The sequence below is a fragment of the Niabella beijingensis genome, assembly GCF_020034665.1.
In the GTDB taxonomy this organism is placed as follows: Bacteria; Bacteroidota; Bacteroidia; order Chitinophagales; family Chitinophagaceae; genus Niabella; species Niabella beijingensis.
Window position 1 is genome coordinate 289,968 of sequence record NZ_JAIQDI010000001.1, and the last position, 14,238, is coordinate 304,205.

The window sequence follows — 14,238 nt, forward strand, 5'->3', positions numbered from 1 at the left end:
GTTAAGGTTTTTTCATCATGTAATCGATAATATTGTTACCGGTAGTACGCATACCCGAGTTCTTTGTCACATCCCAGAAGCTTTGCTGCCGGAGTATCTCGGCCTGTGTGGTCACGATCCAGCTCTGGATCCAGCCCGTAAGCGTGCACCAGGCGCCCCAGCCTGCATCGGAGTTGGAGGCCCAGTATTCCCACTTGCCATAGTCGAAAGCCCGGAACCAGGCACCATCCAGGTCCTTATGTTTATTGCTCTGCACCTGGATGCGGGTGAGGAAATCAGACAGTTTTTTTACGGCCTTCATATATTCCGCGTTACCGGTGGCCAATGCCGCCTCATGCAGACTGAACACCGCAAAATTGTTGGTGTACAGCATACAGGATATCTTTTGCCCGTTCTGCGAGATCAGTGAGCCTTCATCTGAACCGTAATCATTGTTTGATTTCAGTTCCCGGAACATGCCTTTTCCTTTTCCGAGCTCTTCCCGGATGGCGCCGCTTTCATCCTGGTATTTGAGCATCTCGCGGATCATCTCATCCAGCCAGCGGCGGTGCTCTGGTGTATCCTCCACGCGTACCAGCCAGGCCAGGGGCAGGATCAGCCGGGCACGCTGGGTCTGCAGGCTGCTCCCCCATTTCCATTTATCCGGATAATCTTTCATGGTGATCGCCAGGGCTTCTTTTGTCCGCTCCAGCAGCGGTGTATAATGCGTTTTATCATACAGCCACAGGTAAAGCGCCCACATCCAGGATTCAAAATGCGGTGAGGGATGCTCCAGGTCGCGGTTGTAATAATAAGGCCATCCATTTTTTATGATGTCCGCTTCTTCCAGCCGTTCACCCCGGAACCCCTGCCGGCCGGTTGTCCGGAAATTGGCCATGATGGCTTCTGCCAGCTCCTTATCCCACTGATCCGTTTTCAGATAGGCCGCTGCGCCCAGCGCTCCGAGGATGGCGCGGGAATTATCATCTCCGTAGAAGGTGCCGGCATTGGTGGTTGCCCAGCCGATCAATCCGTACGCCGGACTGCCCGGGTCATTCTTTGGGCCTGCCCTCAGGTTGGAGGTTTTAAAAAGAAAATCGATGATATTCGTTGCTTTTGTTTTATACGCTGTATTGTTCAGCAGGTCACCCGCTGCCGCCAGTGCCATACTGGCTTCTCCCTGTACATCGGCGCGCATCCAGTAACGGTATTGCTGACTTCCGTCGTAATAGATCGTGGAGGTATGCCCTTCAATGATCCCCAGTGATCCGTCGCCGTTAGGCTTGTTCTGTGCTACCGGCGGTCCTACCGGCTTCAGTCCGTCCACACCACCGTATTTCATCCAGTCAGCCTTCCAGCTGGGATGCACATAGAACCGGCCGTTTGAAAACCATTCCACACCTTTCTGCACACTGGTACGCAGCGCGTCCTGCGGCAGGGGTGCGTTCCGCCCATACATCGGCCGTACATCTTCCGGCCAGTTATTAATGGTTACTGCTGTGTTTCCGGTGAGCTGGGCGAGGATATAAGACAACACCGTTTTAACCGGCTGTACCGGACCATAACGGCCTGTTTTAAAATTGCTCAATGCCGTGGTGCCGATAAGTACGTCATTCTTCCGGAATAATAACGGATAGGTTTTGGTACTGTCGAGGCCCAGTTCGGCTTTATCCACGCCCACTACTTTGGCCAGTACCAGCAGCGGGTCCGTTGCCTCCACCGGTAATACATGGCAGTTATGAATGCCCAGCAGCGCCATCCGCGGCAGCCGGGTGCCAAACAGATCCGTGGTTACCACGCCCCGCTCCAGATGGGTTTCAAGCGGCTTGACAGGGAGTTCCAGTCCGGGATAAGCCGAAGGATATTCCACATACAACCGCAGTTTGCGGGAAGCAGCCAACCCCAACAGCATCTCACTCACCCGGTTCTTCGCATCCATTTCCGGGTAATGAGCTGCTGTGATCAACACGCCGCTTCCTGCAGGCGCCGAACGGATGGCGGCTTCCGGGCTGTTATAACGTTTTATTGCATACCCCTGCTCTTTCAGCAGCAGGTACAGATCATTTTTTTCACCCCCGTAAAAGGAGATGGTCTTTTTGAATGACTGGGCCTGTGCTGCAATGGTCATACACAATACCAGAAAAACTCCTGTGATTTTAGTTCGCCAAAACATATTTTAAGATTTAATCAGGTGCGCATTCATTTTATCAAATTGCTGGTGCAGCAGGTCGATCGCTGCCTCGCTTATACGATCGCTGGCGCCTTTCTCAAGAAAGGACCATTTTCCCGGACCAGTCTCGTAGCCGCCTTCTTCAAATGCCTGCGGCGTTGGCATATATCCGATATTGTTCTCAGAAAAACCGGCTATTACAGTATATTCAAACGGTGATGCCTGTTCGATCTTCAATGCCGTTTCCACAAAGACCTCACCCGGCAGGAACAGTATGGCCAGGGATTTAAAATGCACCAGGCTGATCCGTGCCACAGCATCCAGCGGGTTACTGATACCGGATCCGCTGCGAACTGCAAAAGGGATCGAAATCCGCCGGAAAGAAAACGCTGTATCCCCCAACAGCAGTGGCTCCGTTGCTTCTACCAGGTCAGCCATTGCTGTTCCGTGTGCTTCTGAATAAGCCGCGCCCATGGATACCGTGGGAGGATTGATATTGCCGGCAGCACCGTTCAGGAACAATGCCGTTCCGTTTTTACCGGATTGTTCCAGTGCCGTACACAGTTCACCCGGAAAATCTGCCGACACGCGCGGAATGCACATCTCGTGTACCGGATGGCAGACCGCCTGCACCACCGTTGCAACGGGTTGCCGGTTGTTACCCATCAGCCGGACGGTCTTCACCCTCCGGTCCACCGGCACGCCGTTCATCAATTCTTCCGACACCGGTTGTAACGAATCAGAGATCACCATACCTTCCGGCAGTTTGATCCGCCGCTGCAGCGAATAGCCCTCGAGTGAGGCGGTTGCAACCGACAAAGTACAGGGCTGAAGCTGTTCTGCTGCCGTATTGATAGCCGTCCGGATATCCTGCTGCATTTTCTTTAACCAATCAATAAACGCCGGTGTCTGGTAAAGCCCCGTCAGTGCGCCGGATTCCGGGGCGCTGTGTGTATGTGTACAGCAGATCACAATATTTGCTGCCGGGACGGCACCGGCCATTGCTGCTTTAAAATGATCCCATCCGCCTACCGATGTATCGGTAAGGGACAGTAGATCCAGTGACACCACCGCCACTTTTTCTTTTCCGGATTGTAACACCAGCACCCGTGCTTTCAATGGTGTGCGTATGGATTCAAAGGGAGCATATTCCGCCTTTACGGATGAAGTAAGCAATCCTACTTCCAGCGGTGGTGTAATATCGGTTACTGCGGTTGCCGCACATAGTTCAGACTGACTCATAGTTCTTTTTTTATCCAGTTGTAGGCCTGCAGCCAGAAATCATTGTAGCTTTCCCACAACTCAAAATTGATACCCCAATGCGGCGCAGGGTCCGACATGTAAGTGAACACACGGCCCTGGCCATATTCACCCGCTACTACCAGCGGATGACCGGTCTCTTTTACACGTACGATCACCTCTTCTTCGTTCTTAACCGTCACCTCATTATAGCCGAAGATCGGCGGGAAGCTGTCCCATGCCAGCCCTTTTACAATGGGATGATCCGGCTTCACTACTTCCGCTGTGAATCCTGCGGATGATTCCACCAGGTCCTCGATCAGCAGGCAGTTTACGGGAAGCGCTTCCTGTAATACACTCCGGCCCCAGCCCGACCGGCTTTGCACCCCGCTGAATGACAGCCATCCGCCCAGCATCATCATGCCGCCACCACCGTGGATCCATTCTTTAATCACCTCTATACGGTCCGGAAAGGTTACAATCTTTTTCTCCCGGCGTGCCCGGTCAAAAAAGCTCGGATACAGGTGAAAACATTTGGCTTCCACATCGCTGATGATGAGGGCCTCAGATTCCTTCAGGTATTCTTCCAGCTTACCCGGCTCCAACCGGTACAGTTCCCAGTTGGATAAGGGAGTAACATCAGCCTGCTGCTCCAGCGCTTCCGTAAGACGTTCTCCGTAAAAATGCAGATCCGCGTCTTTTGTCTCTGTGCCAAATGGTGTTTCAATAAACGTTGGCCCTACATGGAATACCCAGTCGCCCAGGTACAGTACATGTTCTTCTTTTGTTCGTACTACTTGTTTTGCTCTCATAACTTTTATATGTGTTTTATGAATTCCGTATTGATGATTAAGATTGTTTTGCATGCCGGACAGCCGGCTCTTCTGTTATACGATCACCTGTGCTTATTTCCAGTTCAGTAAGATAGCGGGACGCCATTTTCCGAAAGAGGATAAAAAGCAGGACGGCTGCCAGCAGCGTAAGCAGACTGGTACCATACCGCGCAAACCAGGCATGGGTCAGGCCGAGTATCAGCAAGGAAACAGATGCCGTTCCAATAACGGCTATAAAGATCCCCTTAAGAATGGGCCGCAACGGCCGGTACACGCGGGGTTGAGACACGTCCCGGAATGGCTTCCAGAATCCCAGCGGACGGGCACGTTTGTAAAAATCCTGTAATAAAGGTTGAGGGTCGGGCCTGGTAAGCAGGGCCACCACGATCCAGAGCAATGTGGTCAGTCCCATTACCAGCAGGGTTTGCCAGTACCAGGCGATCACCAGGTTTTCGGCACCTGCCACGCCGAGGTAGATCAGCAATTTTGGACCCAGTACCACGATACAAAATATCGCCGCTCCTCCAAAGGATGCTGCAATCCTTGCCGGACCGTTAAACCGCCACCACCACCACTGTGCCCAGTTGGCCGGCAGTTCGGCCGCACTTAAGGACAACATAAAAATGGCCACATCGGTAATGATGAGTACGTTGTAAACAACAGCGATGGAAACAGCAAGTATGACCAGCATGGAAATCTTACCGATGAACAGGTAATGCTTTTCTGAACGGTTGCGCACAAACCAGCGGCGGTAGATATCACTGACCATGATCTGGCTGCCGAAGTTGAGGTTATCCCCCACGGTAGACATCGTCGCTGCCAGCATCGCTGCCACCATTAGTCCCATGGCGCCGGGTGGCAGCAGCATCTTCATCAGCCGGCCGTATACCAGTTCCCGGTCTGCCCCTGTTTGTCGTAACTCCGGCCACAATACGGCTGCGCTGATGCTGGGCAAGGTCACCAGCAGTAACAACACAAACATAGAGATGGCCGCCACCACATACATCGTCAGTGCTTCGGATGGAGTACGTGTGGAAAGGATGCGCTGTCCTTCCATAGCGCCGCCCATCGGGGCCGCATCACCGCCATAGCCGATGCTTTGCCCTATGAGCCAGCCAAAGGCTGCGGCAAGCGGAAACACTTCCTGCTTTTCCGGCGGAATACTGCCAAGTATCTCTTTGCTCTGCGGACCGAATGCCTGTTCAATAGCCTGCACCATAGCAGCGGCACCGCCAAAATGTTGCAGTGTGAGGAACAACAGCAATAGCGTTCCGGCAAAAAAGATCAGCATCTGTATAAAGTTGGAGATTACCACGCCCTTGTATCCCGATGAAAAAACAAAGAGCAATGAAACCGGCACCACCAGGCAGAGCGTTTCAAATTTGGTAAGGTCAAAAGCCGGGCCCATTATTTTATAGGCCGCCAGCAGTGTAATGCCGGTCCAGGCGGGCATGGCAATGAGCGAGGTACGCAGGGCGATCCACAACCGCATCACACCGGCCGCTCCTTTCGGGAAGCGCAGGTCATAAAATTCAAGCGAGGTGAACAGGTTCAGCCTCCGCCAGAAAAAAGCGAACAACACTCCTCCAAGAAATAATGCCAGTCCGAAGCGGCTTAAATACCACCAGCAGATAAAACCGCCCGTGGCCACTGCGAGACCACCATAGCCGGTGGCGGCATCCGGGCTTACCAGTGCAGCCGTATAGGAAACACCATTCAGCCATCCCGGTATCTTTCGTCCGCCCAGGAAAAAATTATCCATGCTCTTATTGGCAAAGCGCCGGTGCCAGAAGCCGATCCCCAGCATTATCAGCAGGTACCCGATAACGATCCAAATGTCCAGATGATTCCAAATCCTCATTTTAATATACTTTATTACAGGAAAGATACACTATTGCCAGCCCGGGTTTTGCTGGAGATTTTTATTCAGCACCAGTTCATTGGAAGGCAAAGGCAGCAGGTAATCCCGGTTGGGATTGAACTGCCATCCGTTCACTGCCGGTGTGTTCTTTAACGGGAATATATACCCGTCCGCAGAAACAGGAATATTGTTTAAAGGCGGATCAAACGGCTTGCCTGCAAACTGCTGGTATTTTGCACCATACAGAGGACGTTTGATCAGGTGGGCCGCACTCCAGCGCATCAGGTCATCAAAGCGGTAGCCTTCCAACGCCAGCTCCACCCTGCGCTCGCGGCGCACTTCATTCAGCAAGGGTGTGATCTCCGTGAATTCCCATTTCGGATCCGTAAAGCCCACACCTGTTGTTAAGTGCGGAAGCTGTACGCGATCCCTCAATACATTGATGGTTCTATCCAGTACCTCCTGACTGCCTTCGCCCAGCTCCACTTTGGCTTCCGCATAATTCAGTAATACCTCGGCATACCGGAACACGATACTGGCGGTAACACTTCCGGTACCGTCCGCATCATCCGGAGCGATCCCTTTAAAGATCTCAAAGCCGGTGGTACAGCGTCCGTCGCCCAGCAGGTTGATATCCGGTAGTATAAACCGCCCCGTTGTATCGCCATTGGCGATGATCCGGGGATAACCGCGCATCAGTATTGTTTGCACCAGCCGGGGGTCCCGTTGGGTCACCTGTTGCTCGATGGTATTATCGCCCTGGTACCGGGTGCTTATGGATATGGGCCTGCCATCCGTACACAGGTACGCATCTACCAAAGGTTTCGACAATCCGGTATTGCCGCCGCCATAGGCCATCATATTCTGTCCGAAATGGGTAAGACCAAGTGCCTTATCAAATTTTTTCCATAGAATGATCTCGGTATTATTGGAAAGATCCTTCTGGTTGAACAGGCGCCAGTAGCCAAATTGCGGATCATCAGCAATGGAGGTAATGCTGTAATATCCCGCATCCATCAGGGCCAGGGCAGTAGTTGCGGCTTTCCTGAAATACTTATTGTAATCGGCATCACTTACACCAAAATCAGTGCCCCTGTGGTATTTTTCCCAGGCCCCTTCATACAGAGCCACACGCGATTGAAAAGCCAATGCCGCACCGCGGTTGATACGCAGTGGCTCTGCCTTTCCCGGAGCAGCCAGCAGCTGTACGGCTTTATCCAGGTCGTTCAGGATCGAATCTGCAATGATATTCCGTTTCAACCTCGGCGCCTGCAGGGCTGCCATATCAGCTGTGGTCAGCGGTTGATTGTACCAGGGCAGATCGCCAAACTGTTTCAGCATATTAAAATAAAACCACGCCCGCCAGAAATACATTTCTCCCACATAGGTATTGGTTTGCGCCGGGTCGTCCGTCGACTTCTGATAATTGGCCAGAAAATAATTCACCGCCCGGATATTCCCCCAGTCCCAGCCGCCGCCCGAAGGCGGAATGGTTCCGGTGCCGGATAACTGGGCACTGTAATTATAATTGCCATGTACAAGATTATCGGAAGCATTATCCAGCCAGAAGATGCCACCGGTATAGGCATTGGGAAACCATCCCGGGAATGATGTATAAAACTGGTTGGAATACAATTTCATTTCTGTGGCTGTAAAGCTCAGCTCTGTGTCCGGGATCTGATCCAGCGGCGGCTTGTCCAGTATTTTACTGCAGGAAGTGAGCAGCATTCCGGCAACAAACCCGTAATAAAAAATTTTATGCAGATTCATGATTCCTGTTTTTAAGATTAAAAATTAATATTCGCTCCCAGTGAATAGGTCTTCAGCAACGGATAGATCTTTCCGGTTCCCCATCCCCCGTCCACTACTTCAGGGTCGTAATTTTTGTTAATGTGCGAAAACGTAAGAATATTCTCCCCGCTGAAATACAAACGAACCCGTCCCCTTCCCCCAAGCCGAAGCAGGTTTGAAAAATCATATCCCAGCTGTATATTTTTTACGCGCAGATAAGCTCCGTTTTGCAGGTACCGGGTTTGTACCTGGTGGTTCTTGGCCGCTTCGGAGGATGTATAAGGCCGGGGCCAGTAAGCACCGGTGCGTTCGGGTGTCCAGTAATCCAGTGTGGTCTGGTAAATATTGTTGCCGAAATTGGGAACAAAGCCCCAGAAAAGACTTCCGGAATTATTACCGGGAGACCCGCCCAGCCAGAGGTCTCTTTTGCCCACTCCCTGCAGAAATATCGACAGATCAAAATGTTTCCAGTCTGCGCCCAGGTTCACACTGTAACTATAACGCGGTGTATTGTTACCGATCACTTTCAGATCGCCGTGTTTATCCAGTGTATTCTCCCCGATATCAATTTTACCATCCCCGTTCAGATCCTTATACAGGATGTCGCCTTTATTCCACTGGCCAAACAGGTAGGACTGGTCGGGCATTCCCGCCAGGTCCTGGTCGGTTTGAAGGATACCGGCAGTTTCATATCCCCAGATATCGCCCACGATGGCACCGGGATAATAATTGGACAACAGTTTATTGGGATTATAGTAGTTGACGATACGGGATTTATAATCCGACAACAACACTCCGATATTGTACGCAAAGTCCTCGCCAATCCGGTCCTTCCATCCAAGGGTCAGGTCAAATCCCCGCGTCCGCATGTCGGCATTGTTCTGATAAGGAACTGCAGCGCCTAAGGTTGCCGGCAATACCGATGCCGGGCCCAGCATATTTAAAGTAGTACGCGTATAAATGCTGAAACTCAATGTAAGCCGGTTCTTAAGAAATGCCGCGTCCAGCCCTGCATCCAGTGTACGGGAGGTTTCCCAGGTAAGATCCGGGCTTACCAGCCCGGGAGGATTGATAAAGCCCGGGCGTTCGCCGTTTAAAATATACCCCAGGTTGGTACCAATGGGAATGATGGCTAGGTATTGATAGTTGGGCACATTCTGGTTGCCCAGCGAACCATAGCCTGCGCGGATTTTGAATTCATTGATCACCTCTTTAAGACCGGCCCAGTATTTTTCACGGGCCAGATTATACCCTGCTGAAACAGAAGGGAAAAATCCGAAACGATGGCCTTCGCTGAATCGTGATGAGCCGTCATAACGTCCGTTCAGTTCGATCATGTAGGTTTCCCGGTAATCATAATTGAGCCTTCCGAAGGTACCTACCGTTGCGTATTGTCCCAGCAGATCATATACATTCTGTATGCCGGTTGCTGTTCTGATCGAAGGGATCTTATCCGTGATCAGATCAGAGCGGCTGCCACTGGCATCAAATCCCCGGAAGGTTTCGATCTGGGTACCGGCAAGGATCTTAAAATGATGTGCCCCGAAATTCTTAAACCAGGAAGAGTACAGGTTGAGCGTATTGTAATTATTCGCCACTCCTCCTTCTGCCACGGAATTCACGGAAGGTCCGATATTATACATGGTACCATCCACATTCCAGGAATACACATAGGCACTGTGTTCCTGGTATTGGATCGCCTGGTTATTATACGAATAGTCCAGGTTGATCTTCCAGTTCTTCACCGGTTCTGCTTCGATGGAACCTGTTAACGAAAGATCATTAAGATAGCGGGTATCCCTGCCTCCGCTGGTCAGGAACTCCACATTGGATGCGGTGCTGAAATGCCCGTCGGGATTGCGCAGGGCCCAGTTGGGCCAGCGTGTGGAAGCCATATGGATCCAGTTGCCCAATTGATTGGCATAAGGATGCGGCAGATCCGTATAACGCCTGGAAAATCTTGTGATCAATCCCAGTCTTAACCATTTTGTAGGTTCTGTCCGGATATTGCCGGTTACATTGTATCGTTTAAACTTTTCATCCGCATAGCGCAGCTGCCCGCCCTGGTCATAATACCCCACACCAAGATAGTAGGTCGTATTATCAGCTCCCCCGCTGATGTTGATGTCGTGCTTATGACTTAACGACCAGGGCTTGAAATATTCGCGGTACCAGTCCACATTGTCGGTATTCAGCGGCGACGCGTAGGTATACCGGTTGGGATTGGCGGGATCCGGCGTGCTTACCGGCCAGGAGCCGGGATGATTGATATTGTCCTGTATCTTTTTAATGATCTCATCGGAGAACAAAATGCCCTGTCCGCTGTTGACGGAAGCATCATTCAATGCATAGGCAAATTGCAGGGAATTGGCCAGTTTGGGCAACCGGGTATAGGTGCTCTGCGCCACCATGGAATTAATCCCCACATTGACCTTCTCTCCTTTTTTACCCCGTTTCGTGGTAACGAGTATTACTCCGTAAGGAGCCCGCGCCCCGTAGATCGCAGAGGAGGCTGCATCTTTCAATACAGAAACGGATTCTATATCCTGCGCATTGATATCATTGATATCCGCTACCGGAATACCATCCACTACAAAGAGGGGGCCGCCGCCCGACAGCGAGGTATTGCCGCGGATATTGAAGGACGCATTTGTACCCGGACCGCCGGGATCACCCGTGGTGGTAACATTCAGATTGGCAACCTTCCCCTGCAAGGCCTGGCCCAGGTTGGCGATGGGACGGTTCTGGAGTTCCTTTCCGCTGATCTGCGCCACAGCTCCCGTAAGATTGATCTTTTTCTGTGTGCCGAACCCCACTACCACTACATCATTCAACTGCTGGCTTTCCGCATCGGCGGCCAGGCGGATGAGCCGGACCGCTTCGACCGTCGCAGGCAGCACCTGTGTTTTGTACCCGAGATAAGAGACCACCAGTGAATCCGGTCCATCCGGCACTTCAATGGAAAAACTGCCGTCCGCTCCGGTGGCAACCGTCCGCTTACTGTTCTTTGATGCAACCGTTGCCCCGGACAGCGGCCCATCTTTTTCATTCGTAACCGTTCCCTTCAGGGAAACAGCATTTTCCTGGCCTGCAACATTAAAAAATGCGACCAGCCCCGCACAGAGGAACAACATCCTGTACCGGAAAGTGATTCGTTTGACATTGCATTGCATGAGCATTTATTTTTTATTCAATAATTACTTGTTCTTGCACCAGGCTGCACAGACGGCGGTCTTCTCACAGTCCTTTTATCCGCTCCGCTACCGGTGGCAGCGGCGGCAGCTCATTTTCGGGCCGGTCCAGGTAGAAATAAGCCGTGGCGGAATAATCATCCACGCGGTAAAAATTCACCCATTCATCTTTGGAGAACCGGTCATCGAACAGATCCGGATAGCCGGGAGTATCCAGCAGCGGGATCAAGCCATCCCTGGTCATTACCGATACCGGGCGTGCCCGGCCACCGGCCTTAACGATGGCCCGGATGGAATCCCTTCCGCCGCCACCCATCTGCTGAATGGTGACCCTACAACTGGTATTGAAGAAAACCGGATCCGGAATATGATAGCGGTAAAAGGAGAAACGCCCCTTTACCTTATCTACTACCGGGGCACCCTGGTATAAATTGGAGAAAGCCCCCAGGTTCCAGGCAGAGCCGATATAGTCTTCCGTACCTGTGCCCGCCAGGGTGGGATATGTTTTATCCCCATCCAGGTATATTTTCACCTCTCCCTCTCCGAACCAGGTGCTGCCATACACTTTGTCTGTTACGATACCGATATTGGTTCCCAGAAAACGCCCTTTTCCTTTTATCTGCGGAAGGATGGCAAAATCCTCCCCGAGCCGGGTATCTTTGTTGGTACTCCAGTAGGTATGAAAATAGGCGGCTTGCTGAAGCGGTTGTTTCAGCACCGAAAAATTGATATCATAAAAAAGCAGCTGATCACTTTTCGACTCATTAATAAAAACAACCTTCGCATGTCTTTTAAAAGGCATCGGGATATAACAATTAAAGGAACGTCCTTCGGGATCAGAAAAAGCCGCGCTTTGAAAGGCCGTTCTCAAGCCAAGGCTTATCCCGAAAAAATCCCCCAGCGGTGCAGACACGGCCGGTTTTGCGGCATTATCCCAATACATCTCTATCCGTATGGAACGAAGGGCAGCCGGGCTCCGGTCGATCACGGTCATCCAGATACGGTGAATGACACCCGCCCCGGAATAATCCATCAGCACTTTACGCCCGCCCGCGCGGATCCATTCGGAGGAATGGCCTTTAGCCCCTTTGTTCTCTTTTGCGGCAGCGCCTTTTTCGCCATGGATGTTCTCAAAGCTGATCCAACGGGTTGCTGTGCCCGCTTCCGGCAAATCGTAAAGCTGCTGCGCCTGCAAGGCTCTTCCCCCGCTGCTCAGCAGCAGTAACAAAGCGGTTTTAAATAACAGCTTACCGGTCTTTCCAAAATTATTATAGTACCTGCTCATGAATGATGTTTATTGATTACCAGAAAGGATTCTGCACCAGGTTGGGATTTTTATCGATATCGCGCTGTTGTATCGGCCAGAGATAATGTTTCTTATCAAAGACCCTTTTTTCGATAACAGTGCGTTTGTAAAAAGCATCGCTGGTGATATTGTACGGCACGATAGGATTTTCGCTTACCAAACCATCTACATTCAATCCATATATATTCTTATTGTCCGTAGCCTCGGCGATCTTCCAGCGGTGGCAATCGAAGTACCGGTGGGTCTCAAATGCCAGTTCAATACGCCGTTCGTGGCGGATCGCCTCCCGCATCGCCTCTTTAGAAAGACCGGCCGTAAGCCCCGGTAACCCTGCCCGGTCCCGTATCAGATCTACATATTTGTATACATCGGCTACAGGTCCCTGTGCTTCATTCAATGCTTCGGCATAGTTCAGGTACTGCTCTCCCAGCCGGAAAAAGATCCAGGTACGTTTCGGATCCGATTTCGGTGACATCACAAATGCCGGATGTGTCAGTTTTTTAAGCAGATACCCCGTTTTGCTGTAAAAATCAGAGCTGACATTGGTGCGCCCATCCAGGCCCAGCTTCCAGAATTGCAGGGGCGTGCTACGGTTTTGAGGCGATCCCGTTTTATATTTCGCGCCCGTAAAATTGATGGTGGCATAAAACCGGGGTTCACGGTTTACATACATGGTGCGGGTGCCGGCATAATAATAGTTGGTTTCCGTAGCCGCCTGGGCATTCTCTGTATAGCCTGAAAGCGGATTGATGACCGGTGTCATATCTGCGTTGTAGCCGGTTATCGGCCTTGTACCGTTGGCCATTTCGTAATCGTCCACCAGGTCCTGTGTGGGCGACTGCAGGGGCCAGTTTGCTCCGGACATTCCCCTGGGTTCGCTGTAGGCATCGATGTTCTGATAGTCCGGATCATTACAGGTAAAAAATACTTCATTGTTGAAATTGACATAGAACAGCTCCTGGTAATTCTTTACAGGATTGTTATCACCTGCGCGGTACAGGGCATATCCGGCTGCTGCGGCTTCATCGATACACTGTTTTGCAGCGCTTGCCGCTGCCTGCCAGCGGCCGTCGTCATAATCAGGAAACAGCCGGGTGCCTTCTTTATCTTTAAAACTGGCATAATCGGGATTGCCATTCCACAACGGACTGGCCATATACAATAACGTACGGGCTTTCAATGCCAGTGCTGCTGCCTTTGAAGGGCGCCCGTAATCACTGGGCGAGCTTACTTTTGGTTCCAGCAGGGCGGCGGCTTTATCACATTCGGAAACAATAAAACTTACACACTGATCAATGGGTTGTCTTTTTGCCTTGGTAAAATCCTCATTCAGGTTGTAGGTGCGGTCAATGACCGGTACCGGGCCATATACCCTTATGAGCAGGAAATGATAAAAGGCCCTCAGGAAGATGGCTTCCCCCTTCCAGCGGTTGATCTTTGTTGCCGGAGCCAGATCCGAGGGCGTTAATTTATCAATATTCTCAAGGAAGATATTGGCCTTACGGATCGCGTAGTAACAGTTCGACCAGAAATCCAGCGTATAAGTGACAGGGTTCCAGTTGCCCAGGTTCATTTCGGTGGCAAAATTCCCGGAATAGCTCATCTCCATATCATCGGAAGCACCATTGAAGGGATTGTTGGGCAATCCAGATCCGGGGTTGTCCACCATACGCAGTTCCTGCGGCAGCTGTGAATAAATATTGGTAAGAAATTGTTCGGTAAATCCCGAATTGGTAAAGATCTGATCGAGGGTAAGGTCCCCGTCCGGCGTTTTATCCAGGAAGCCCTTTTTGCAGCCGGACAGAACAGCAAACACGATCACGACCGTCATTATTTGTATCAACTTTTTCATGATTATTTTTTTTGCA

At 51.3% G+C, this 14,238-nt stretch carries 8 protein-coding genes; all 8 read right to left on the reverse strand.

The genetic code is table 11. The annotated features are described in order from the left end of the window. Window position 1: 1 nt before the first annotated feature. A complete protein-coding gene (locus K7B07_RS01150; RefSeq protein WP_223706691.1) occupies window positions 2-2,152 on the reverse strand; it encodes a hypothetical protein in 2,151 nt (716 codons plus the stop codon). A 3-nt stretch (window positions 2,153-2,155) separates the two neighbouring features. Continuing rightward, complete coding sequence (locus K7B07_RS01155; RefSeq protein WP_223706692.1) at window positions 2,156-3,391, reverse strand: hypothetical protein; 1,236 nt, start codon at window positions 3,389-3,391, stop codon at window positions 2,156-2,158. Next, a complete protein-coding gene (locus K7B07_RS01160; protein WP_223706694.1) occupies window positions 3,388-4,200 on the reverse strand; it encodes a glutamine amidotransferase in 813 nt (270 codons plus the stop codon). Before K7B07_RS01160 ends, K7B07_RS01155 begins: the two co-directional genes overlap by 4 nt. Before the next feature lie 37 nt (window positions 4,201-4,237). Further along, a complete protein-coding gene (locus tag K7B07_RS01165; RefSeq protein ID WP_223706696.1) occupies window positions 4,238-6,082 on the reverse strand; it encodes a sodium:solute symporter family transporter in 1,845 nt (614 codons plus the stop codon). A 30-nt stretch (window positions 6,083-6,112) separates the two neighbouring features. After that, the gene (locus K7B07_RS01170) at window positions 6,113-7,852 is read right to left on the reverse strand and encodes a RagB/SusD family nutrient uptake outer membrane protein (RefSeq protein WP_223706698.1); all 1,740 of its coding nucleotides are present in this window, start codon (window positions 7,850-7,852) and stop codon (window positions 6,113-6,115) included. A gap of 17 nt (window positions 7,853-7,869) precedes the next feature. Continuing rightward, window positions 7,870-11,046 carry a SusC/RagA family TonB-linked outer membrane protein gene (locus K7B07_RS01175; RefSeq protein WP_223706700.1) on the reverse strand — a complete coding sequence of 1,059 codons (3,177 nt, stop codon included), beginning with the start codon at window positions 11,044-11,046 and terminating at the stop codon, window positions 7,870-7,872. 64 nt (window positions 11,047-11,110) lie between these two features. After that, entirely contained in the window at window positions 11,111-12,349 is a 1,239-nt protein-coding gene (locus tag K7B07_RS01180) for a glycoside hydrolase family 172 protein (protein ID WP_223706702.1), read from the reverse strand. A 16-nt stretch (window positions 12,350-12,365) separates the two neighbouring features. After that, window positions 12,366-14,222 (reverse strand): RagB/SusD family nutrient uptake outer membrane protein, encoded by a 1,857-nt coding sequence (locus K7B07_RS01185; protein ID WP_223706704.1) that lies wholly within the window; start codon window positions 14,220-14,222, stop codon window positions 12,366-12,368. Between the last annotated feature and the right edge of the window lie 16 nt (window positions 14,223-14,238).

What these genes read in the sequence shown, in the direction of transcription:
- K7B07_RS01165 (WP_223706696.1), bottom strand. Translation starts at nt 6,082, where the DNA reads ATGAGGATTTGGAATCATCTGGACATTTGGATCGTTATCGGGTACCTG.
- K7B07_RS01160 (WP_223706694.1), bottom strand. Translation starts at nt 4,200, where the DNA reads ATGAGAGCAAAACAAGTAGTACGAACAAAAGAAGAACATGTACTGTAC.
- K7B07_RS01175 (WP_223706700.1), bottom strand. Translation starts at nt 11,046, where the DNA reads ATGCAATGCAATGTCAAACGAATCACTTTCCGGTACAGGATGTTGTTC.
- K7B07_RS01180 (WP_223706702.1), bottom strand. Translation starts at nt 12,349, where the DNA reads ATGAGCAGGTACTATAATAATTTTGGAAAGACCGGTAAGCTGTTATTT.
- K7B07_RS01155 (WP_223706692.1), bottom strand. Translation starts at nt 3,391, where the DNA reads ATGAGTCAGTCTGAACTATGTGCGGCAACCGCAGTAACCGATATTACA.
- K7B07_RS01150 (WP_223706691.1), bottom strand. Translation starts at nt 2,152, where the DNA reads ATGTTTTGGCGAACTAAAATCACAGGAGTTTTTCTGGTATTGTGTATG.
- K7B07_RS01185 (WP_223706704.1), bottom strand. Translation starts at nt 14,222, where the DNA reads ATGAAAAAGTTGATACAAATAATGACGGTCGTGATCGTGTTTGCTGTT.
- K7B07_RS01170 (WP_223706698.1), bottom strand. Translation starts at nt 7,852, where the DNA reads ATGAATCTGCATAAAATTTTTTATTACGGGTTTGTTGCCGGAATGCTG.